Source organism: Candidatus Tenderia electrophaga (assembly GCA_001447805.1).
GTDB lineage: Bacteria > Pseudomonadota > Gammaproteobacteria > Tenderiales > Tenderiaceae > Tenderia > Tenderia electrophaga.
On record CP013099.1, the window covers coordinates 2,863,912 to 2,887,250 of the forward strand.

Consider the following 23,339-nt stretch of genomic DNA (forward strand, 5'->3'; position numbering starts at 1 on the left):
TTACGCTGTTCAGTTAACGCTTAGTTCGTCGATACCGCGATTGGCCAGGGCGTCGGCGCGTTCATTTTCCGCGTGGCCGCTGTGTCCCTTGACCCAATGCCATTCCACCTGATGGCGCGCCGCGGCCTGGTCGAGCTGCTGCCACAAATCCACATTCTTGACCGGCTTTTTGGCGGAATTCTTCCAGCCGCGTTTTTTCCAGTTGGCTAGCCATTCGGTAATGCCCAGGCGCACGTACTGGGAATCAGTGGTCAAGCGGACCCTGCAGGGGCGCTTCAGGCTTTCCAGGCCCATGATGGCCGCGGTGAGTTCCATGCGGTTGTTGGTGGTCTCGGCGGCGCCGCCGTAAAGCTCCTTCTCGCGGCCATTGTAGCGCAGCAGCGCGCCCCAACCACCCGGACCCGGGTTGCCGCGACAGGCGCCGTCGGTGAATATCTCGACTACGTCAGACATGACTGTGGCGACTCCGTGTGGTGGGGGTCAGGTCGCCGACCAGGGTGCGGCGCGGGCGCCAGCGCGGCCGAATCGGGGTCAGGGTGGTAACCCGTTTTCTCGCCACCAGCACGTACGCCCCGGACAGGCGCGGCCACAGGCGGGCGCCCAGTTTTTCCATAAAGGCGAGTTTTTTCATCACGCCGACGCGCTGGATCGGGGGGCGGTAAAAATAACGCCGTACCAGCACCACGTCAAACCCCAGCAGCGCCATCCAGTCCTTGATGCGGGTAAGCGAGAGAAAATCGCCGCACCAAGGCGCCTTGCCGCTGAAACAGCGACACAGCCGCCAGATACCCCACAGACTCCAGGGGTTGAACCCCAGCACCACGACATGGCCTTCGGGGATCAGGATACGGTCGGCCTCGCGCAGGATCTGGTGCGGCTGGCGCTCGAACTCCAAGGTATGCGGCAGCAGCACCACGTCCACACTGCCCGATTCGATAGGCATGGCGTCCGGGTAGGCATAGGCCGCCGGCATGAGCGTCTCACCGCCACTGTCGGCATCGAGTAAGACCTGGTGCCGGATGCGGCTGCCAGCCAGCAAATCATCCCCCAGCAGACAACCGACCTGCACGATGTGATAGCCGAACAGGGTCGGCAGAATGCTGTCCAGCTGTTCCCGCTCGCGCTGCAACAGGGCTTGCCCCAAGGGGCGGTTATACCAACCGCGCAGACGTTCGCGGATATCGTTGATCTGACAGCGCTTAAGCCCTTCTATCATGCATTCCCCCGGCGCCGCGTCGATTGACCTGCGTGGCGATGCTTGTCAGCATGTGCTGTATGCATTCTATTCATCCCATTCCCGCCTTTGCGGACAATTATATCTGGCTGATCCGGTTTGGCGACCGCCGCGCGGCGGTGGTCGATCCCGGTGACGCCGAGCCGGTCCTGCACACCCTACAACAACAAGGCCTGGAACTGGCCGCTGTCCTGATTACCCATCACCACTGGGACCATATCAACGGCCTCGAGTTGCTGCGTGATCACCACAGTGATATCCCCGTTTACGGCCCGGCCGGCGAACAGATCGCCGGCCTGACCGACACCTGCAGCGAGGGCGACTGTATCACGCTTGACGGCCTGCGCCTGAAGGTGCTGGACGTGCCCGGCCACACCGCCGGCCATATCGCCTTTTTCGGTCATGGGGCGTTGTTCAGCGGCGATACCCTGTTCGGCGCCGGCTGCGGTCGACTGCTCGGCGGCACCGCGACCCAACTGTATGAATCGCTGAACAAAATAAGTCGGCTGCCGATATCCACTTATAACTACTGCGCGCACGAATATACACTCGCCAATCTCGACTTCGCCCAAGCGGTGGAACCGGGCAACAGCGACATCCGGCAGCGCTGCGCAGCGGAACAGCGCAAACGTGATCAGGGGCAACCCACCCTGCCCGCGACCCTGGAGCTGGAGCTGGCCACCAATCCCTTCTTGCGCTGCGACCAGGAGGCGGTGATTGTGAGCGCGGAAAACTTCGCCGGCAAACACCTGGACGGTCCGGACAAGGTGTTCAAGGCGTTACGCCACTGGAAAGACACCTTTGGTTAAGGCCGTTATACTGTGGCCACAACAACAAGCCGGAATTGAAGCAGGACAACCATGAAGATTCGTACACGCCCGTTCACCGCCCCTGTCATATCCACCGTGCTGGTATTGCTGCTGGCCGGCTGCGCCACCGGCATGCAGACGCGCAGCGCGACACCATCGCCGCCGCTCGACACGGCCGCGGCTGATAGCATCGAAGAATTCCGCTCGGTCACCGCGGCGCGGGAACACGCCGTTCACCAGTCAGAGGAATTGGCGCTGCTGGAGGAATCGCTGGCGGCCGCCAGTCAGGACGAACCCCTGGAAGATACGGTGGCGGTGCTGCCCGAGACGGATGCCGATTTCCCCCAACTCGGGGTCGACGCAGGCCAGGCGCAGCCGCAACAGACGGCGGACAATGACGATATGGAACCCATGGCGGAAGCCCCCGTCGCCGTTGCCCCGGATGACATCTGGCAGCGCCTGCGCAGCGGCTTCGCCCTACCCGACCACGACCACCGCGGTGTCAACGCCCACCGCGACTGGTATGCCCGGCACCAAAGTTACCTAAATCGCACCTTTGACCGCGCCGAGCCCTATTTTCACCACATCGTCGAACAGGTGGCGGCGCGCGGCATGCCGCTGGAGCTGGCCCTCCTGCCGGTGGTGGAAAGCGCCTTCCAACCCTTCGCCTACTCTCACGGCCGCGCCGCCGGGCTGTGGCAGTTCATCCCCGGCACCGCGCGCCGCTACGGCCTTAAGATCGATTGGTGGTATGACGGCCGCCGCGATGTCGCCGCCGCCACCGACGCCGCCCTGGACTATCTGGAGGCCCTGCACAAGCGCTTCGACGGCGACTGGCTGCTGGCCCTGGCCGCCTACAACTCCGGCGAAGGCACGGTCTCCCGCGCCGTGCGCAACAACCAACGCCGCGGCAAAGGCACCACCTTTTGGGATCTGCAACTGCCGCGCGAGACCGAGGGCTACGTGCCCAAACTGCTGGCCATCTCCGGCATCGTGGCCGCGCCGGAAAAGTACGACATCAGCCTCAGGCCCATTGCCAACCAGCCCTACTTGGCTGAACTGGACATCGGTTCCCAACTCGACCTGGCCATCGCCGCTGAGATGGCCGGCATGACGCTGGAAGACCTGTATCTGCTCAATCCGGCCTTCAACCGCTGGGCCACGCCGCCCGATGGGCCGCACCGCCTGCTGCTGCCGTTGGACAAGGCCGACGGCTTCGCCCAGCAACTGGCGCAATTGCCTCACCGTGAGCGGGTCAAATGGGTCCGCCACCGCATTCGTGAAGGCGAGACCCTGGGACACATCGCGGTCAAATACAAGACCACGGTCAAGACCATCCAGACCACCAACAAGATTCGCGGCAATATCATCCGCGCCGGCAATTACCTGATCATCCCCGCCGCCAGCCAGTCACTCGACAGCTACGCCTTGAGCGAAGCCCAGCGCCGCCACAGCACACAAAACAAATCCCGCGCCGGCACCAAGTCCACGTACGCGGTACAGCGCGGCGACACCCTGTGGGATATCGCTATGGCGCACAAGGTCTCGGTGCGCCAAGTGGCCGCCTGGAACGGCATGGCACCGCGCGATACCCTGCGGCCGGGACAAACGCTGGTGATCTGGAGCAAGGCCGACGGTCTGGCCGCACCGGCCGCGAATCCGCTGGCCGAAAGCCTGACACGTAAAATCAATTACCGCGTGCGCAGCGGTGACTCGCTGGCGCGCATTTCACAACGCTTCAACGTCAGCGTGGCCGACCTGAAACAGTGGAACCCCAAGGCGCGCGGCAAATACATCCAGCCGGGCCAGCGCCTGGTGGTCTACGTCGATGTCACCAAGGTGGCAGAGAACATCTAGGCGCCTGTCGGTCGATCAAACCGAACAACGCCGCTCGGCCAGTTTTGCAATCAGGCCGCGTGTGGATTGATCGACCCGGGCGAACATAACACCGAATCCGACGTTGTTGCGATGTATCACCAGTCCCGAGACCTGAATCGGTTCCTGCTCGAGGGTGATTTGGGGCATGGAAATGGTGACATAACGTTCAACGTTAAATCCGGCACCGTTTACCACAAACATTCCATCGCGGCTGACATTGTATATCAACCCCATGGATCGCTCGCCTTGCCTGTTTTTAATTTCAGCCAGTGCAAATGTACGACAACGCGTTCCCTGACGATTCTCCATGCTACTTCCCCTACTCCTCAATATGCATCCTTGCAATCAACCCTGCGGCAAGGCGGCCCTGCCACAACCCATCTCCCATACCAAATCAGAGATCGCCCGCCGGCGGGACCGTAAAGATCTTGGTGCGACACGACCGTTTGGCCCGGTAGCAGGCCTCATCCGCCTTGGTGATTACGCTCGCCAAGTCACCATAACGATAATCCACGGCAACGACACCGATACTGACATCGATCTCGATCTCACGGCCCTGCCAACTCAAGGCATACTCGCGCAGCGTGGCGCGCAACATGCGCGCCGCTGCCACCGCATCCTGCATGGAACAATGTTCCAGCAACAACATAAATTCGTCCCCGCCGTAGCGCGCCACCGTATCGCGCTCGCGCACTATGGAATTGAATAGCTTGACCACTTGACGCAGCACCTCATCCCCGGCTTGATGGCCGTAGGCGTCATTGATCAGCTTGAAGCCGTCCAAATCCAGGAACAGCAGCGCATGTGCCTGACCCGATTGTTTAGATTTATTCAGCAACCGCTCGATACGCTTCTCGATCTCGCGCCGATTGACGATACCGGTGAGGCCATCATGGGTCGATTGGTGATTCAGTTGATCGACGGCACGCTTAATTGCACCGACTTCGTGTATCACGATACTCATTCCCGAGGGATTCACATCCGGAGAACGGCGTGTATAGGCGATCGACAGCCTGACCGGAATCATGCGACCGTCATCGTGCTGCATGAGATACCAGAGACCGTGCTTCGGTAGACTTTCGGGCAATACAGAGTCGTCCTGCGTGACTGAATCGACGGGCTGATCTTCATGGAACAGGCGAATCACTTCCCCCCAGTGTTTACCCACCGCGCTGGAAAACGTGTTTCCGAGAAAGCCCTCCGCCGCCTGGTTCAAATAGAATATTTTTTGATCCATGTTAACGGCGACCAGCGGCGCCGCCAAACTATCCATCAGGCACCACGCGAGATCCGATACGCCGGCATCGTCCTTTATCTGTGCTTGTGAACAGTTATTGCCAACATCAACCGCCATACGCAACTCCCTTTCGCGAGCCGAACTCGTGCGTTCAGATCAATCAAGTGTGAGCTGCTAAGGTAGGGGAATCCCATATGCGTGGTAAAGACAGGGATTTACTTAGGTATCATTACCTAGGGCCAGGAATGCGACGATCGCCTTAAAAAGGCTGCCCATGTTGCTTGTAGGCTCCCTCCGCGATTGGGGCTCACGACAAGGCACCTTCGCGGGGGAAGGCGGCGCCTATTCGGTGACCGAATCGATGAGCAGTTTGGCTGCCTCACTGAGCTCCATGGCGCTGCTTATTTTTAGTTTGGCCATGGCGCCGGCCCTGTATTTCTCCACTGTGCGAAAACTGATCCCAAGGGCTTTAGCGGCTTCCTTATTGGTGCGCCCCTCGGCGACCAGCTTGATGACCTCTTTTTCGCGCGGCGTCAGATAGGCGATGCGCTCATTCAGTTTGCGGGCCGCCGTAGCTAGCTGATGCTGGCGCCGGTCATAGGCCAGCGCCTGCTCCACACGCTCAATCAGTTGCTCCGGTGAGACGGGCTTTTCGAGAAAATCAACGGCACCTTTCTTCATGGCCTGTACCGCAGACTCCACCCTGCCGTACCCCGTCATAAATATGATCGGCAGGGACACGCCGCGGCGTTTCAGCTCGTCTTGCAGCAACAGGCCGCTCATTCCGGGCATATTGACATCGGTAATTATACAGCCCCTGAAATTACGCTCGCATACCGCCAGAAACTCTTCCGCCGTGGCAAAGCATTCGACGACATGGCCCACGTCATCCAGGATTTTTGTCAACGCCCTACAGATGGCCACCTCATCATCGATCACATATACCACCTGAAACATAATGCGTCCTCCTTTCCCAAGCTACGACCCGGGTAGCACAATGTGAAAAAGCGCACCTCGAGTTGGTGGCGTTTCCGCCCAGATCCGCCCACCGTGGGCTTCCACGATCGAACGGCTGATGGCAAGCCCTATCCCCATACCGTCTGTCTTAGACGTTTCAAACGCCTGAAATATCTTTTCGAGCATCGCCTGATCCATACCGGCCCCGTTATCCTGCACGGTCAGCTTGACACCTTCATCCACTAATGAAGCAAGAATATCAATCCGTCGGCGCTCGCCGTTAACCTGGCGCAAGGCGTCAATACTGTTGCGCAATAGGTTGATCAACACTTGCTCGACATGCAGGGGGTCAACGCAAATCAGGGGCAAGTCTTCGGCATATCCCGCATGTACGGCAACCTGTTCGTCCATTAGCAAGGGGTTCACCAAGCCGAGCGCGCCATCCACGAGTGCGGATACCGCCAGCGACTCTTTACGCAATTTGCCGTGGCGCGCGAATTCACGCAAATGTTGAATGACCTTGCTGCTGCGCTTCACCTGCTCACGCGATACGGCAAGCAAGTGCTTTAACTCATTCCGGTCGCAGTCTTGCTTTTCTGTCAAGCGCTGTGCTGCATAAATGAAGTGATCGATAGCCATCAGCGGCTGATTGAGTTCATGCGCCAGGGTCGATGTCAACTCTCCCATGGCGTTCAGACGACCGGTATGGATTGCCGCTTCGGAATGCTTGCGCACCTCCTGTTCGGCCTCCTTGCGAGCACTGATATCAGCGGTCATGCCGACCAGCCGGATCAGCTTGCCGCGGCCATCAAAAAAGCCCCGCCCGGATTCTTCAAGCCAGCGCACCCCCCCGCCGGGCGGCAAAAAGCGATACTCGATATGATAGGCATCCTGCGCCGGTGTCAGGTTGTATATATTATCGAGAAAACGCTCGCGGTCCTCGGGGTGGATGTGGGCAAAAAACCATTGGCCGGTCTCGTGTTCAGACGCCACCGTCATCCCCGGTCTGGACATGGCTTCGATTTTGCCCGAGTGCTTGACTTCATCCGTCGCCGGATCCCACTCGAAAGCCTTCATACGCCCGACTTCCGCCGCTTGTTTAAGGCGTAGTTCGCTTTGCCGCAGGGCGATGTTTCGCTCCTCCACTTCAGCCTCAAGCCGTGAACGCATATCACGTAATTCAGCTTCGATTTGTTTTAGCCGGGAAACATCTTCGACGGCTATATTAATACCGACGACAGCGCCAGCGCGGTCCCTCAACGGCACATAATGTTCGACAAAAATGTGCTTGCCGCAGCGAACCTCGCATTCGAGTGCCGGCTCCCCCGTACGGATCACACGATAGAGCAGGGCTTCGCTTTGCTCGGCGCGATCCGGGCAAATCTCGCGTAGACCATGCCCGATATGCGCGGCGATCGGAATACCATGCATCTGCGCCAACCATTGATTGACACGGCTGAAGCGCAGGTCGGCATCGAGCACGGCCAACCCTACATGGGCCGATGCATAGATTTGTTCCAGCCCCTCCAGCCCGTCCTCTTGTTGCAATGGACGGCTGTGCGTCTTCGCCTTGGGGTGACTGGAACCGGATTGCTGCGGATATAAGCGGGCGGAAGCGCCGACCCCTGATGCGGCAAACAGCTTCTGTAAGGACACGCCTGGTCGTGCCGCGCGGGGGTTGTCATTACCCTGACTCATCGCTCGCCACACTCCCTATACGACACCCAGTAGCACTTCCACCCGCTCATAATTGACCTTTCACGTGCTCGACGCCCGCCGGGACACACGTTAGTAGTTGACCAGTTTGCTATGGTATTTTGACTATAGTTCAAACCTCAGGTCATTACCAGTCCTAAATCAGGGGATTTGTACCGCCATCCAGACCTGTGGCTGCGCCTCGGCGAGACGGCCGGCCCGAGCGATGCGATCGCTGTCACTGCGAGCACGTGCGCGGCATCGGTGCCCCTAACTTCCCCCGCCCAGCGCAGGACCGGAAGAATCAGACCGACCGTCCCCGCCGCCCGAGAGTCGCGCCAGCAACTTATTCGCCTCTTTCAGATCGCGTGCCAAACGCCGATTCTCAATCAGCATCTCATAACGCCGAAAGGCCTCGTTGATATTGGCACGCAATACATCGATCTCCCAAGGCTTGGTAAAAAATCGGTAGATATCGCCGCGGTTGATGGCATCGGTAATAAACTCGACATCCGTGTAACCACTCAAGACAACCCGAATCGTATCGGGATATAGTTCCTTCGCCTTGCTCAAAAATTCGACGCCGCTCATGCCGGGCATACGCTGGTCAGCGACGATGACGCCGACCTGATTAACAGCCAACACCTCCAGGCCCTGCTCACCGCTGGTGGCGGTCAATATGCGATACCCCTCAGAATGCAGGCCGCGTTCAAGCGCGAGCAGCACAGTGGGCTCGTCATCCACTAACAACAGGGTCTTGGCAGTCTGGCCTATACCGGCGCCGGGCAGCACCGGCATACGCTTGGGCCCAGCCAACAATCGAGTCACTTCGTCTACAGGCAGCGGTCGACTGAAAACATAACCCTGCAACTGATCGCAATTATGGTCGCGCAGAAAATCCACTTGCGCACCGGTTTCCACCCCTTCGGCAATGACCGTCAAGCCGAGACTGTGTCCCAGCGTGATAATGGAGCGGGCGATGATCGCATCGTCGGGGTTTGTCAGCATATCCTGGACAAACGTCTTGTCGATTTTGAGATTATCCACCGGCAGCCGTTTCAGATACGACAAGGATGAAAAACCGGTGCCGAAATCATCAATGGCGATCTGGACGCCCAATTCACTGAGCTTATAGAGGGTCTCGATCACATTCTCCTGATTCTCCATCAGCATGCTTTCAGTCAACTCCAATTCCAACAAACCAGGTTGCAGATCGGTCTCCTCAAGAATCGCCTTCACTTTCTCATAGATATGGGGCTGCTTCAGCTGGCGCACCGAAAGATTGACTGCGACCTTGATGGGCTCGAAACCCATTTCCAGCCAGGTTTTCAATTGCCGGGTCGCGCTGCGCAGCACCCACTCGCCAATCTGTAGTATCTGCCCGCTACGTTCGGCGATCGGTATAAACTCGTCCGGCGGAATCATGCCGAATTCAGAATGCTTCCAGCGCAGTAGGGCCTCGACCCCGATGACGGCGCCACCGTCCAAGGCCACCTGTGGCTGGTAATACACCTGCAACTCACCAGCTTCGATGGCGTGCGGTATATCGCTCTCCAAGCGTAAGGCGTGGGCCGTGGTTTGCTGCAGATCGGAGGTAAAAAAGCAATAATCGTTACGCCCCATGTGTTTGGCGCGATACATGGCGATGTCCGCATACTTCGCCAACACATCAAACTCCCTGCCGTCGTCGGGACAGACGGCGATACCGATCGAAAATGACACCGTCAAGCGGTAGTCGTCGATTTGGTAGGCCTGGTTGACGGCTGCGAGCACCTTCTCCGCCACCCGGGCGGCCCCGTGGGCATCGGTATTCGGCAGCAACAGCACAAATTCATCGCCGCCCTGGCGCGAGACCGTATCGCCGTCACGCACCACCGACAACAAGCGGTTGGCGACCTCGGCCAATAACTTGTCGCCCATGCCGTGGCCCAAGGTATCGTTCACATATTTGAATCGATCAAGGTCGCAGAACAATACCGAGACCTTTTTATTTTGGCGCTCAGACAAAGTAATGGCATGCCTGGCCCTATCGAGGAGCAATGCCCGATTAGGCAGCCTGGTCAGGGGGTCATAATGCGCCAACCAACGGATATGCTCTTCGTACTGCTTGCGCTGGGTGATGTCCTCGAAGACACCGATGTAGCCGGTCAATTTGCCGCCGGCATCAACCGCTTGGGTGATACTCAACCACTCGGGATAGACGCTGTCGTCTTTGCGCTTGTTCCAGATTTCGCCCTGCCAGTAGCCGTCCCGAGCCAAGGTTTCATCTATGGCCTGAAAAAACGCGGCGTCGTGCCGATCCGACGACACCAAGCGTGGCGTCTTGCCCAGGGCTTCCGCCGCTTCATAGCCGGTGATTTCGGTAAACGCCTTGTTTACCATGACGATAGTCCGATCGGCATCGGTGATCATGATGCCCTCACGGCTTTGCTCGAACACCTGCGCGGCCAAATGCATCTCCGCTTCAATGGATTTACGTTCGCTGAGATCCATGAGCGTTCCTGTCAGCCTCACGGTTTTTCCGGTTTCATCACATGTCGCGATGCCTCGAATCAGCGTGGGCACATAGTGACCGTCTTTATGGCGGAAGCGGCATTCGACCGACTCCCGATCCTGAACACCGCTGGTCAAGCGCTCGATGGCCTCTTCCACGGCATGAATGTCGTCCGCATGGGCGAGACGTCGCCACAAACCGGAATCAGCGGACAATTCATCGATCTCATAGCCAAACATGCGCCAGAACTGCGGCGAGTAGTACAACTCATCTTGCACCAGGTCCCAATCCCAAGGGGCGTCATTGGAGCCCTCGATAATCAAGGATAGACGTTGTTGGGCCTGCTTACGATCGGTGATATCCCGGGCAATACCCAGCACCCCGACCAATCTGCCTTGTGGATCGAACACCGGTGTCTTGATGGTTTCGAACACACAATGATAGCCGGTCCGCCGGAAGCTTAACGACTCCTCGGCGATGGTGGGCTGCTGGTCTAGAATGACCTTACGGTCATTTTCTTGGAAGAAATCCGCCAAGTCTTTATCGACGAAGTCGTAATCCGTCTTTCCGACTATTTCATCCTCATCGGCGCCGAAGACACGCTCAAACACAGGATTGCAGAACAGATAAACGCCCGCCGTATCCTTTAGCCAAATCAGATCCGGGATGGTATTCAGAAGTGTCCTGAGGCGCGCCTCGCTCGCCTTCAGCGCCTGCTCGGCCAGCTTTGTGCCAGTAATATCACGCACCGTGGACACCAGATAGTCGGCCGTACCGTCGGGTTTGCGCACGCACTTTACGTCGACCGTGGCGAACACGATGGCGCCATCTTTGCGGACAAAGCGTTTGTCTAGGGTATAACCGTCCGACTCGGCGCGCACGACACGGTCAAATGCGGCGAAATTTTGCTTCAAATCGTCGGGGTGGGTGACGTCGTCCCACGTCATTTGAGCGAGTTCATCGAATTCATAACCGAGAATTTCGCACAAACAATCATTGAACAGGAGCCAACGCCGGGTGGTGGGCGAGGTGATCGCCATACCGATAAACGGCAGTTCATAAAAATGGCGCAAGGCGCGATCGGTCTTCGTCTTTTCCGCCTGCAGCGCGAGCCCGTACACGCGCTGCTGCTGCCGCCAGAGTATAATCAAACTGATTGAAATGACGCTTACCGCCAACAGACTAATCAGGCTTATCCAGCGTACCAGGATATAAAGCGGTTCCAGCACCTCGGCCCTGTCCAGTTTCGCGATAATCTGCCAACGGGTACCGTTCACCGCATGAAACGCCGCCAGTACCGGCACGCCGCGATAATCCTTGCCCTGGAATACCCCGGACCCGCCGCTGCGCACGGCGAACGCCGCCGCCAGATGCGGGTCACGCGTGGAAAACTGCAGATCTAGGGGATTCGCTTGACTGAACTTCGGTTGATTAAGAAACATGACGCTGTCACCGTCGTCGCGCACCAGCAGGGTTTCGCCACTGGGACTGCTGTCGGGCCAGCGTGTCATGTAGGGGAGCAGGAACTGCTCCGGCTCGATGTGGATGAGGATATAACCCGGCCGAGTTTCAGAAGCGCCGTCAGGACCCAGACCGACGAGCAAATCAAAATGTAGCGTGCCCTCGGCATCCCGGAACAGGGGCATTACCTGAAACCCCGTGGCCGGCAGCGACATCAGCATTTCTTGCTGATTGGCCAACGGCCGATGGGGCTCGCCTGAGGTCAGCAGCCCTCCTCCTTGGGCATTTAACAACACAATGGAACGATAGCCGTAGGCATTGCGAAAGGCATTCAGGCGTGCGCGCAGCGCTTGCTTAGGGCCGTCGTCGCCGCGGGCGAGACGGACAACCTGGGCGACGAAGCTCGGGTCCCGTGCCAGCGTATAGCCGTCGCTTTGGCGCTCGTTTATCCAACTCTCGATCTGCAGCGCCTTGAGCTTTGCAATCGCATCAAGATTATTGAGCGTGTCCCGCTCCAGGCGGGGTTCCTGGTAGGCAAGGATTCCCACGCCGACCACGGGCACCAGTAATAACAAGGACATCAGCATCACGACTAATCGGCGTGTACTCGGGCGGTTGTCGCCCGGCGGGGCCTGGACGTGGTCATCAGCGTTGGCAGCGGGTCCTTGCCCGTACTTCAGCAGCAGGTAGAGCAAGGCCCCGGACAGCGCCACAAAAAACACCCCGTTGACTAGCTCGAGCTGGCTTAAGATGACGCTGTCATCGGTACTGAGTTGGAGCAAAAAGGACGAAACGTAAATCCATAGGCCGGCGAATACCACGTAGCACATCGCAATCATCACGGGACTACGGCCGGGGTGGAAACCCTTATTGAGAATGGACGACATATTCCTTGACCCACACTAACGACGATCCATATCGCCCTTTTCCTGTAATTCCAACCCGTCACCTCAGCGATGAAACCGGCGCGCGCGATGCCGCGGCACGAGTTCAGCGCAGCGCGCGGCCCGTTGAGCTCGGCCAACCACTAATTTATTAGTATTTTTTGGCAAGACGCGGATCCGTAATCAGCCGTTGAGGACAGTGACACTATCTTCAATAGGCATCGGACCGGGCCCGCGCGCCTGTGCATATACGCGCGCCGACGCCGTCACTCCGACGGATGGATTAATCCGCCTATACGGTTATCGTACAAACTGCCCTATAGATTAGTCTCGGTCTCGCCACGTGCAATTACGCCAGGAAAGACCGTCCGGCGTTGCCACGCCGGGAACGCCACCGGTCCCGCGCGACTCAGGCGCAGAAAAGGGGCAACGGCGATTTGGTGAGCGCAACAACGACGATATAGGCAAATACCAGCAGGGCAAGCCACCAGGCGGTGATGCGGATATTACGCGTCTTGCCCAGGCGCAATGCCACCAGGCCCAGGCCTATGTACACCAGCAGGCCGACGATCTTGGCCGCCAGCCAGGGGCTGTTGGCCGGATTGAAGCCGTACTGTACGGCCAGCCAGATCGCGCTGAACAACAAGGTGGCATCGACGACATGGGGCAGTGTCCTGACCCAACGCGTGCGCAGCAGCGCGGACTCACGCATCATGAGTATGCCGCGCAGGATGAATCCCAGGATGGACACCACGGCGCTGCCGACATGGATGAGTTTGACGCCATCCATCACGCTAGCCTTCCGCCTCCCAGGCGCGCCAGGCCTGCAACCGCGGGAAGTAAAGCCCCACACGTATGGGGCGCGGATCGCGCAGCTGCATCAATGCCGCGTAGCGTGACAATTGATGTTGATAGCGCGCCTGCTCGCTGTCGAGAAACGCTGTGGAATCACCGCCTTCATGGGCGCCGGTCTTGTAGTCGATAATCCAGCGCGTACCGTGTTCGTCGACAAAGCTGCGATCGATGACGACCCGCACCACGCGCCCACCTAACATCCCGCTGAGCGCCAGTTCACAGGCGCTGTCCTGGTGACCCGAGGCCAGTATCCAGCGTCCCCGTTCATCCCGCAGGGTCAGCCGCAGACTTTGCTCGACCTGGGCGGCGGCGTCCTCCACGGCATCGGCCATCACCCCGAGTCGCAACAGGGCGGCACGGTAATACGGGCGCAAGGCGGTGATGCGTTGTTCGTCCCAGTGCTGCAGCCCCTGTTGCGCGATGCGTTGCAACAATTCGTGCACCACCGTGCCCACGTGGCGCGCGGTTTCGCCGGCCCAGCTGAATTCCAGTTCGGTTTCCTGTTCGAGGAGTGTCGCCTCCGCCCCCAGCTCCCATGAGCTGGTCGGCGTCGGCGGCTGCCATTCAGCTCGGCTGCGTTTAAGGCTTGCCAGTGCGGCAAAGCCGTCCTCGCGCGCCGTTACCTCGGCCGTTGTCGGCCGGACGCTGTCGTGTGCCTGCACAAATTCTTCTTCCAGCGTGGGCCACAGCAGCTTGAGCAGGGAACCGGACTGGGGCGGTCGCAGGTCTTGTTCATTGGCGGTGGTATGTCCCAGCACGTGCAGGCGCCGTCGTGCCCGGGTCGCGGCCACATACAACACGCGGCCGGTCTCGAATTCGGCCTTGCGCTTGTCGACACTCTTCAGGTAGTTGTAAATGGCATCATGGACCTCACCGGTGGCGCGCAGCGGCGCCAATAACAATTCACCCCGGGCGCCGCTGGACCAGCGCTCCAACCACATCAACAATGGGCTTTCATCGGGCGGCGCCTTGCGTCCCAGACCGGGCAGGATCACCGTGTCGAATTCCAGCCCCTTCGACTTGTGGATGGTCATCAGTTGCAGGCCGTCATCAGCCTCGATATCGGGCCGAGCGAACAGCTTAGCCAGACGCTCGTCCAGCAGCTGCACCTCATCCAGGCCGCCGGCGCTGTCCAGCGTCTGCAACAGGTTCAGAAACACCTCGGCATCTTCCAGATCGGTGCTGTTCTCCACACAGGCCGGTCCGCCCAGCTGCAGCCAGACCGATTCGACCCAATGGCGCAGGCCGTGGCGAAAACGCGCGGCCATGGCCTTGACCAACACGCTGCGCAGGCGCGTCAGTCGCTGCCGGCCAGGCGCCGACAACTGCGCGATCAGCGCATCGTCCTGCAACTGGCGCCAGATCACCGCGCTGGCATCGGCGTCGGCAAGCCGGGTGAGGTCGGCCAGCTCCAGCCCACACCAGGGTGCGCGCAGCAGCGCCAGCCAGGCGAGGCGATCGGCGGGATGTAACAGGGCGCGGGTCAGGGCGTAAAGATCCTGCACCACCGGCCGGTGGCCGAGCTGTTCGATCTCGATGGCGCGGTAGCGCAGGCCTTCCCGTTTCATGGCGGCGACGATCTCGGCCAGATGACTGCGGGCACGCACCAGCACGGCGATGGAGCCGCGCGGATTTTCACGCTGCGCCCGGCAAATCAAATCGACGACCCGGTCGGCCTCCGCCGCGGCGTCCTGCGCCAGCCAGGGGTGAATCTGCACCGCCTCGCCGTCGTGGCCGTGAAAGGCCACCGAACGGGAATACGCCACCGCACCGACGGTGACATCCTCACTCGGCGGAAATACATCGGCAAAGGTTCGATTGACCCAGTCCACCACGCCCGCCTGGGAGCGAAAGTTCACGCTCAGAGTGAGCGGTGTCAGCGCCACGTCGCCGATGCCCGCACGCCGCGCGCGCAGATACAGCCCCACCTCCGCCTCGCGAAAACGGTAAATGGACTGCATGGGATCGCCCACCAGAAACAGGCTGCGGCCGTCGTCCGGCTGCCAGCCGGCGGTGAGCCGTTGCAGCAATTCGAACTGACCGAAGGAGGTGTCTTGAAATTCATCGACCAACAGATGTTGGATACGATAGTCCAGGGCCAGGGCCAGATCGCTGGGGGCCTCCTCCTCGCCCAGGGCGGTCAGGGCCGATTGCGCCATCTCACTGAAATCGACCTGGCCGCGACTGCCGAAGACGACGCGCAGATGGGCCACCGCCACCAGCAACAGTTCACACATGGCCTCGACAATCTGCCACTGCGCGTCGCTGTAGCGCGGTGACGGCAGGGAACGCACATCGTGCAACTGCTGTTGCAGGCCGGGCACTTGGTCCAGCAGACCGATCAATGCCTGGGCGTCTTCCTTCCTTTGTTTGAATAAGGCCTTCTCCGCCTTGTCCTTGGTGCCGCTGGGGGCGGGAAAACCGAGTTTGGCGTCGAGCCGTTTGCGCCAGCCGCCCTGCTTGGCCAGCAACAACTCACACACGCCCAGCCACTGCGGCAGGGCATCGGCATGCGCGTGCGGCAGATCGGTCAGGCCGCGACAGGCGGCCAGCGGATGATCGTCGGCGACCCGCTGTGAGGCGAAGTCCACCAGTTCCATCAGGCTGGAAATCTGCATCACGGGAAAGGCGTCCCGCGCCTGATGCAGCAGCTCGACGACGGTGTTGGCCAAGGCCCGCTCCAAGGCCTCGCGCCACTGCGGCTCGCGCACCTTGACCAGATGGCGCAACCACTGATCGCGCCGCGCCAGCATGCTCACCAGCATCTGTTCGGCCAGGCCGAGATTGTTGTCCAGGTGGGCCAGCAACTGCTCGATGGCCGGCGACCAGTCCTGGCCCTGTTCCAGATCGGCCAGGGTGGTGCGCGCGGCCTCCAGATACAGGGCGTCGGGATCGTCACTGATGGCCGGCTGGGCCCCGAATCTGGAGAGCACCGGCAGCTGACGTGTGAGCGAGGCGCACAGCGAGTCGATAGTCTGGATGCGCAGCCGCGCGGGATTGTGCAACAACCGCCAACCCTGTTGCGCGTCGCGCGCCAGGGCGGCGCGGGCCAGTTCCCGGGTCTGTTTGAGATAATCATCCGCGTTGTCCGCCAGCGGTCGGGTCGCCAGCCGCAGGGCGTCGAGCAAACGCTCGCGCATCTCGGCGGCGGCCTTGCGCGTGAAGGTAATGGCAACAATCTCCTCCGGCTGCGCCACCCGCGCCAGCAGCACCAGAAAGCGTTGAGTGATGAGACCGGTCTTGCCGGAACCGGCGGGGGCCTGAACGATGAATGAGCGGCTGGGATCGAGGGCCCGCTGACGTTGTTCCATATCGACGATCGTGTTACTCATCCTCATCTCCCATACCGATCTCATCCAGTTCGCTGGCGGCCAGTTCGTTGATGCGGCACAGCGGTCCCAGGTCGCAATAGCTGCAGGCGCGGCTGTTGTGGGTATAGGCATCCTTGGGATCGACTTCGGCGCGGCCACGGCGGAAGTTGTCGCCCAGGCGATTCAATTCGTCGCGCCACAGGCCCTGCTGTACAGACCAGTCCACCGCGCCGGGCTTGATGTCCTTGGCGACGCCCGTGTCGCGGCTCACCCCCTTCAAGGCCAGCTCGCCGGGGCGCAGGGTGGCGAAGGCCAGCGCCGTCACCTGGCGCTCGCTGGTGACGGCATACAGGGGCAGCTGGGGTTCGTTGGGCCGCTCGCCGAACCAGTCGTTGGGGCTGCTGCGCCCGGTCTTATAGTCGATGATCAGCTCGCCGCCGGTGGTCAGCCGGTCAATGCGGTCGGCCTTGATGCTCATGTTCAAACCGGCAACAACGACCTGACGCGCCTGCTCCACGGCGACAACTTCGAACGGCGACCGTTGTGTCTCCAATTCCAGCCAGGCCCGCGCCAATTTGATCAGGCGCAGCTTTTCCAACGCGGCGAAACGTGCGCTGAACTGTTGCGGAAACTGCTGCGCCTCTGCGTCGATCACCTGCGCGACTATGTTTTCCACCCGCTGTTGCAGCGCCGGGTCATCCTGGCGCAGCAGCGTCTGCTGATCCTTGAGTTCGCGCCATAGCAGCTCCATCACCCGGTGCGCCAGGTTGCCGCGGGCGGCGGCGTCCAGGCCCACCTGCGCCGTCTGCAGGCCTTCGGCCTTGAGCCGATGACGCCCGAAGGCGCGAAAGGGACAGGCGGCCTGGTCCTTGAAGAGGGCGGTGCCGCCGCGCACCTCGATGCCCATGGGCAACGCCGGCGCTTGCCAGTCGCAATAGCTTTCCAGCTGACGCGATTCAAACAGCTGATCGCGATAGGGGGGCGGCGCATTTTCCAACCAAGACGCCTGCGCCACAGGCGCGGCGTCGGCGATCATGGGGCTGGGACGCAGATCGGCATCCCCGTCGCGGCGTGGATAACTGACGATCACCTCGGGTGCGGCGGCGAACAGGCGCCGGCCCAGCTGCTCGGCATAGGCCAGTTCACGTTCGGCGGAGGCGTGGGGCATATTCAGGCGCCGTTGCAGGGCGATCGGCAGGAAAGGATGAGGCGTCGGCGCCGACGGCCAGACGCCGTCGTGCAGCCCCATCACCCAACAGTGGCTGAACTGCACCCCGGCCGCCTCCAGCACACCCAGCACCTGGATGGGCTCATTCCTGCTCTGCGCCTGAAACAGCACGCTGCCGGCCTGCTGGCGCAGTTGTTTCAATGCCTCACTGTAGGTGAGATTGGCGGTCACCTGACTCAGCCCGGCGAAACGAGCCAGCAGCTTGTGCCAGGCCTGCAGGGTCTGGTAGGCGTCGCTGTCCAGACTGCGCTCGCCGGGCCAGCCGGCCTGTTGCAGCAAATGTTGAAAACTGCGTGCCCATGCGTCCGGGGCCTGGCGCCGCGGCAGTTCGCTGAGACTCTGCCGCAGGCCCTGCAGCAGCCGGCTGAGGCGATCGCAACCGGCATTGTCACTGTGGCGCAGCACCTGGTTCAGAGTCAGGCGCGCCTCGCCGCGGCGGCGCAGCAGTGCATCCAATTGGGCGCGCACGGCCAGCTCCCGATCGGCGCCGCCAATCCAGGGGGACAGCAGCAGGCGGCCCCACTCGGCCAGCGGCGCCGGCGCGCGCAATACCGCCAGCAGGGTCAGCGCAGTGTGGATCATGGGCAGCTGCACCATGGCGCGGCCGAGGGAGATGTTGTAGGGACGCAGCGGGCGCCGCTCCAGATCCAGCACGGCGCCAGGCAGCAACACCTGGTCGAAGATACGTTCGATGTCGGCGCGCATGGCGGCCAGGTCGGGCACCACCACGCCGATGGGCGGCGCGGCATCGCGCTGCAACAGCTGGCGCAGCCACAGCGCCACCTGCCGGATCTCGGCCTGACTGTCGGCGCAGGATTGCAAAGACACCTGCGCCGGGGGCTGTTCCAATTCGGACTGCTCGATGACCGCCCCCTGGCGCTGCAATGCGGCGATCAGGCTTTGATGCTGCGGTGTCAGTTCGTCGAAACCGGCCAGCAGGAAATGGCCGTTGAGGTTCAGCCGCCCCTCATCAAGGGCGTTAATCAGCCAATCGGGCAGCACCTCTTGATCCAGCCAGTGATGTTGTTCACAACGCCGTTGATACTCCCTGGCCCAGGCATGAAAGGCAACGCTGTCCGCTTGGGTCTCAGCGCCGAGCACGGCGACGGGTTGATTCCATTGCCTGAGCAGGCGCCAGGCCTGCATGGCGGAACGCGCGGCGGCATGGGTGTTGAGCAAGGACTCGCCGTGAACCGAGGAATGGATCACCGCCTCCCACACCGCCAGCGCCTGTTCCGCTGTCAACAAATCGAGCGAGCGGCCGGCGTGCTCAAATTGGGCCTCCTGCCACAAGCGCTGCAGCCAGGCGTTCCATGGCAAGATCGTCGGTGTGGTCCAACTGTGCTTGCGCTGTTGGCGCTGCCGGTCTTCATAAGACGTGTGCAGGTGCAGCGCCAAACGGCTGTTGACCGTTAACACGGTGCAACCGGCGGCGATGTTTTCCAGTAATGCAGACACGCGTTGCTCCATTTCAGGGCACAAAAATCGAAGTTTACAGTTTACTGGAAAGTGTGTATCCAGCACGGGAGAATCCCCCGGGTTCGCCTCGGACTCACTCAAACGCCATCGAACACGGGACAAAGGACGAGGCTCAGGTCAAGAAAGGCGGTTTTGTCGTATTGGGGCCTGTGGGTTCATTTCCCGGTCAACGGGGATCTAATCTGAACGCCAAGCTGGGCAGCAGATAACTCTGTTCGGCCAACGGCCCGTCGATCCACAGCGGCCGCGATTCGCTTAACAGTTCGGCCAGCGGCTGTTCACCCCGGGCATAGGCGTCGACCATTTGTTTCAGGGTGAGATAGGCCGGTCGGTTCAGGTAAGACCGGCAGTGCGACACGACTCGGCGCAGCACGATGACATGGCGACGCCGGGTGGCCTGGTAGGTGAATTGGCGTGCATACCATACGCCATAGACGTGCAGATCGCGTTGGCCCAGCCTGGCCCCCGCCAGGTTTGCCAGCCAGGCATCCATGCGCCTCAGCCCACGGGCGCCATGGGCCAGCAGGCTGAGGCGCTCGCGGCGGTGGAACGCCTTAAGCTGCGCCACACTGGGTGGCTGGGCGGCAAAGCGGCGCCAACGGCGATAGGCCTCGACGCGCTGGATAAAATTGACCTGCTGCTCGGATGACACCAGGGCGGTTTCTTCCACCACCGGCAGCAACGGCAAGGCCCGCATAATGCAGGCGGCGAACAGACCGGCGCCCTTGGCTCGGCGAGCGCCCGACCGCTTTACCGGCGTGCTGGACACAGCGCAACTGGGCGAGCGCGCCTTGAAGATATAGCCATCAATGTCGGCCAATTGATGCACCGTTACGCCAGCGAAGCGGGTCAAATCACGCGTCACATCCAGTCGCGCATCGGCGACCCCGACAGCCCGCAAACGACCGTTCGTCTCCACCAATTCGATCGGCGGACGCGGCACGCCCATGCCGATTTCCACCTCCGGACAAATGGGAATCAGCTCCAGCCATTGAGCCAGTATATGCACCGCAAAGGGGTTGAACTTATCAGCGCCGTCATAGCGCACCCGCTGACCGGTGAGGCAGGCGCTTAGCGCCAGTCGCAAATCTGTTTTTGGCGGTTGAGTTTGCCTAGACTTGTGTGAAACACTCATGTGGGTCCGACACCTCGTGGGCTTGCAATACAACGCGTCGCGGGCGAGTCAAGAAAGTGTGAGGCAGGCCGAAGAATGCCTTATAAGTATGAAGCATTTTCTTCCCATCATCGCATTGAGCTTTCTCGGCTGCCTGTGGCTACCGGCATACGGCGCCGGCGGCAACACCGTCGCGCTTACCTTATCAAGCCGCACGACAGAGCCACAACTGCTGCAGCAACGGGCCGACTTTATCGCCGCCCGCAACGCCCTGCGGCGCGGCCAACAGCACAGGTACAACGAGCTGGCGCGCGAGCTGCAGGATTACCCCCTGTATCCTTACCTGGAGTACTGGAACCTCAACCGTCATTTAAGCACGGTCGCGACCGCCGAGATCGATCGCTTTCTGCAACGCTATGACGAGCTCTACCTGGCCGACCGCCTGCAACGCCACTGGCTGGAGAAATTGGCGCAGCAGGGGCGCTGGCAATTGTTTCTGCGCTACTACGACGGGCGCGATGACGCCGAAATGCAGTGTTATCACCGCCGCGCGCTCTACAAGAGCGGTGATAAGGCCGCTGCGCTCGAGGATATGGAGAAACTTTGGCTGGTGGGTCGCTCGCAACCGCGCGCCTGTGATCCGCTGTTCTCGGTGTGGCGCGACGCCGGCCGCCTGACCCCCGAGCTGGCCTGGCAACGACTGCAGCTGGCCATGGATAACGGCCAAACGTATCTAGCCCGCTATCTGGAACGCTTTCTCGAGCCGCAACAGCGCGAATGGGCGGCCCTGTGGCGCGAAATTCACCGCCATCCGGAACGGCTGGTTGAGCATCCGCGGCTACGGCAAGACAGCGCGCTGGCCAGAACCGTCCTGGCCCACGGCGTACGACGTATGGCGCGCCGCAATCCCACCCAGGCGGCCGAAACCTGGGACAAGCTGGTGATGGAATTCGCCTTCAGCGAGGCGGAGTTCAATGCCACCGAGACCTATATCGCCCTCTCCCTGGCCCGCGCCCACGCCCCCGAGGCCATGCATTGGCTCGGCAGTGTCAACGTCGAGAATGAAGACATTCGTGAATGGCGCATCCTCACCGCCATCAACCAGGACGACTGGGAAAACGTCATCTTCTGGTTCGACCAATTGCCCGCCGAAGAACAACAGTCGCTGCGCTGGCGCTACTGGCTGGCGCGCGCCTATGAGCAGACCGGCAAGCCCAACCGGGCACAGATCATCTACGCTGCCGTGGCCAAGGCGCGCGACTATTACGGCTTTCTGGCCGCCGACCGCATCGATGCGCCCTATGATTTCGGCAACCAGCCGCTACATTTCAGCGCCGCCGAACTGGCCGAAACCGAGCGTCTGCCCAGTATTGTGCGCATGCGCGAGTTTTATCTCATGGGCGACACCCTTAACGCCCGGCGTGAGTGGTATTCCGCCATCCAGGAAATGAACACGCGCGAGATTCAGAAAGTCGCCAAGATCACCCATGACTGGGGCTGGCATGACCGCGCCATCCACAGCCTGGGCCAGGCACGCTATTGGGATGATCTGGAGATCCGCTTTCCCCTGGCGCATCGCGACAACATCCACAAAAACGCCAACAAGCAGCAGATCGATCCGGCTTGGGCCTATGCCGTGATTCGCCAGGAAAGCGCCTTCGCCTCCGATGCCCGCTCGCCGGCGGGCGCCATGGGGCTGATGCAGATCATGCCCAGCACCGGCCGTCTGATCGCACGCGATCTCAATACCCGCCTGAAAAACAAGTCCCAACTGCTGGACGTCGACCTCAACATCCGTTTCGGCATCAGCTATCTACGCAAGGTGATGAACCGCTTCGACGACAACACCGTACTCGCCACCGCCGCCTACAATGCCGGCAGTCAGCGGGTCAAGAGCTGGCTGCCCAGCGACGCGGAACTCGCGCCCGATCGCTGGATAGAAAACGTGCCGTTCAGAGAGACGCGCGATTATCTGAAACGCGTGCTGGCCTATAGCGCCATCTACGACGAACGCATGCAACGCCCGGTGACGCCGCTGAAACAACGCATGTCCCTGATTCTTCCCACTGCCCCACCCTCCTAATTAAACGGGCCATTCCGGCAATGCGACAAAAAAAAAGCCCGGCACGAAGCCGGGCTTTACTATTAAAAACAGTGAGTTAAAAAACTACTCAACCATTTCTTTCAGTTTCTTCAAAGGCAGAACCTTGACCACGGTACGGGCCGGTTTGGCCTTGAATACAGTTTCTTCGCCGGTAAAGGGATTGATACCCTTGCGTGCCTTGGTCGCCTTCTTGCGAATGGTCTTGACCTTGAGCAGGCCGGGCAGGTTGAACTGACCTACCGCACCTTTCTTAACGTGCGCCTCGATCACCTCACCCAAGCCGTCAAGCACGGCGCCAACATCCTTCTTGGCCACACCGGTGCGATCGGAGATCGTGCTCAACAGCTCGGTTTTGGTATACGCCTTCTTGGCGCGAGGAATCGGCTTGGCGGCCGGTGCGGCTGCAGCCTTTTTGACTGACTTCTTCTTGGTGACTGCTTTTTTGGTCGCCACCTTCTTCTTGGTAGCAGCTTTCTTTTTTACTGACTTTTTCATAGTGTCGTTAGCCCCTTTTGGTTGTCGAGGTTAGCAAGTGAATACCACTCCGGTGTCCTATTTAAAAAAGATTCGTTTTTCCCATCGTCACCCACACTAAAACA

15 protein-coding genes are annotated in these 23,339 nt (G+C 60.5%); 3 read left to right on the forward strand and 12 right to left on the reverse strand.

The annotated features are described in order from the left end of the window. Positions 1-9 precede the first annotated feature (9 nt). Together Tel_13115 and Tel_13120 are read right to left on the reverse strand one after the other, a co-directional pair. Positions 10-453, reverse strand: a complete 444-nt coding sequence (locus Tel_13115; GenBank protein ID ALP53996.1) for a ribonuclease H — start codon at positions 451-453, stop codon at positions 10-12. Continuing rightward, positions 446-1,216: a hypothetical protein gene (locus Tel_13120; GenBank protein ID ALP53997.1), complete on the reverse strand. Its 771-nt coding sequence runs from the start codon at positions 1,214-1,216 to the stop codon at positions 446-448. Before Tel_13120 ends, Tel_13115 begins: the two co-directional genes overlap by 8 nt. Positions 1,217-1,275: 59 nt before the next feature. Here Tel_13120 and Tel_13125 point away from each other — a divergent pair, with 59 nt between their 5' ends. Then, positions 1,276-2,043 (forward strand): hydroxyacylglutathione hydrolase, encoded by a 768-nt coding sequence (locus Tel_13125; protein ID ALP53998.1) that lies wholly within the window; start codon positions 1,276-1,278, stop codon positions 2,041-2,043. Positions 2,044-2,292: 249 nt separating this feature from the next. Continuing rightward, positions 2,293-3,900 (forward strand): hypothetical protein, encoded by a 1,608-nt coding sequence (locus tag Tel_13130; GenBank protein ALP54873.1) that lies wholly within the window; start codon positions 2,293-2,295, stop codon positions 3,898-3,900. 15 nt (positions 3,901-3,915) lie between these two features. Here the strand turns inward: Tel_13130 and Tel_13135 are convergent, their stop codons facing one another. The 9 genes from Tel_13135 to Tel_13175 all read right to left on the reverse strand — a co-directional run bounded on the left by Tel_13135 (position 3,916) and on the right by Tel_13175 (position 20,609). Beyond that, positions 3,916-4,155 (reverse strand): hypothetical protein, encoded by a 240-nt coding sequence (locus Tel_13135; GenBank protein ID ALP53999.1) that lies wholly within the window; start codon positions 4,153-4,155, stop codon positions 3,916-3,918. Positions 4,156-4,315: 160 nt separating this feature from the next. Continuing rightward, a complete protein-coding gene (locus Tel_13140) occupies positions 4,316-5,275 on the reverse strand; it encodes a hypothetical protein (GenBank protein ALP54000.1) in 960 nt (319 codons plus the stop codon). 225 nt (positions 5,276-5,500) lie between these two features. Continuing rightward, positions 5,501-6,115 carry a hypothetical protein gene (locus Tel_13145; protein ALP54001.1) on the reverse strand — a complete coding sequence of 205 codons (615 nt, stop codon included), beginning with the start codon at positions 6,113-6,115 and terminating at the stop codon, positions 5,501-5,503. A 21-nt stretch (positions 6,116-6,136) separates the two neighbouring features. After that, a complete protein-coding gene (locus Tel_13150) occupies positions 6,137-7,663 on the reverse strand; it encodes a hypothetical protein (GenBank protein ID ALP54002.1) in 1,527 nt (508 codons plus the stop codon). 417 nt (positions 7,664-8,080) lie between these two features. Further along, a complete protein-coding gene (locus Tel_13155; GenBank protein ID ALP54003.1) occupies positions 8,081-12,652 on the reverse strand; it encodes a hypothetical protein in 4,572 nt (1,523 codons plus the stop codon). 406 nt (positions 12,653-13,058) lie between these two features. Continuing rightward, entirely contained in the window at positions 13,059-13,439 is a 381-nt protein-coding gene (locus Tel_13160; GenBank protein ALP54004.1) for a regulator SirB, read from the reverse strand. A gap of 4 nt (positions 13,440-13,443) precedes the next feature. Further along, positions 13,444-16,836: a hypothetical protein gene (locus Tel_13165; protein ALP54005.1), complete on the reverse strand. Its 3,393-nt coding sequence runs from the start codon at positions 16,834-16,836 to the stop codon at positions 13,444-13,446. Next, positions 16,829-19,513: a hypothetical protein gene (locus tag Tel_13170; protein ID ALP54006.1), complete on the reverse strand. Its 2,685-nt coding sequence runs from the start codon at positions 19,511-19,513 to the stop codon at positions 16,829-16,831. The genes Tel_13165 and Tel_13170 overlap by 8 nt, the downstream gene beginning before the upstream one ends. Before the next feature lie 175 nt (positions 19,514-19,688). Next, positions 19,689-20,609, reverse strand: coding sequence for a hypothetical protein (locus Tel_13175; protein ID ALP54007.1), 921 nt, complete (start codon positions 20,607-20,609; stop codon positions 19,689-19,691). A gap of 136 nt (positions 20,610-20,745) precedes the next feature. On the opposite strand from Tel_13175, the gene Tel_13180 reads away from it, so the two are divergent. Next, positions 20,746-22,719, forward strand: a complete 1,974-nt coding sequence (locus Tel_13180; GenBank protein ALP54008.1) for a hypothetical protein — start codon at positions 20,746-20,748, stop codon at positions 22,717-22,719. An 84-nt stretch (positions 22,720-22,803) separates the two neighbouring features. Here Tel_13180 and Tel_13185 read toward each other — a convergent pair whose 3' ends face one another. Next, the gene (locus Tel_13185; GenBank protein ID ALP54009.1) at positions 22,804-23,235 is read right to left on the reverse strand and encodes a hypothetical protein; all 432 of its coding nucleotides are present in this window, start codon (positions 23,233-23,235) and stop codon (positions 22,804-22,806) included. Between the last annotated feature and the right edge of the window lie 104 nt (positions 23,236-23,339).

Coding starts and splice junctions, on each gene's coding strand:
- Tel_13115 (ALP53996.1), bottom strand. CDS start 453: ATGTCTGACGTAGTCGAGATATTCACCGACGGCGCCTGTCGCGGCAAC.
- Tel_13120 (ALP53997.1), bottom strand. CDS start 1,216: ATGATAGAAGGGCTTAAGCGCTGTCAGATCAACGATATCCGCGAACGT.
- Tel_13125 (ALP53998.1), top strand. CDS start 1,276: ATGCATTCTATTCATCCCATTCCCGCCTTTGCGGACAATTATATCTGG.
- Tel_13135 (ALP53999.1), bottom strand. CDS start 4,155: ATGGGGTTGATATACAATGTCAGCCGCGATGGAATGTTTGTGGTAAAC.
- Tel_13140 (ALP54000.1), bottom strand. CDS start 5,275: ATGGCGGTTGATGTTGGCAATAACTGTTCACAAGCACAGATAAAGGAC.
- Tel_13145 (ALP54001.1), bottom strand. CDS start 6,115: ATGTTTCAGGTGGTATATGTGATCGATGATGAGGTGGCCATCTGTAGG.
- Tel_13155 (ALP54003.1), bottom strand. CDS start 12,652: ATGTCGTCCATTCTCAATAAGGGTTTCCACCCCGGCCGTAGTCCCGTG.
- Tel_13160 (ALP54004.1), bottom strand. CDS start 13,439: ATGGATGGCGTCAAACTCATCCATGTCGGCAGCGCCGTGGTGTCCATC.
- Tel_13165 (ALP54005.1), bottom strand. CDS start 16,836: ATGAGTAACACGATCGTCGATATGGAACAACGTCAGCGGGCCCTCGAT.
- Tel_13170 (ALP54006.1), bottom strand. CDS start 19,513: ATGGAGCAACGCGTGTCTGCATTACTGGAAAACATCGCCGCCGGTTGC.
- Tel_13180 (ALP54008.1), top strand. CDS start 20,746: ATGAAGCATTTTCTTCCCATCATCGCATTGAGCTTTCTCGGCTGCCTG.
- Tel_13185 (ALP54009.1), bottom strand. CDS start 23,235: ATGAAAAAGTCAGTAAAAAAGAAAGCTGCTACCAAGAAGAAGGTGGCG.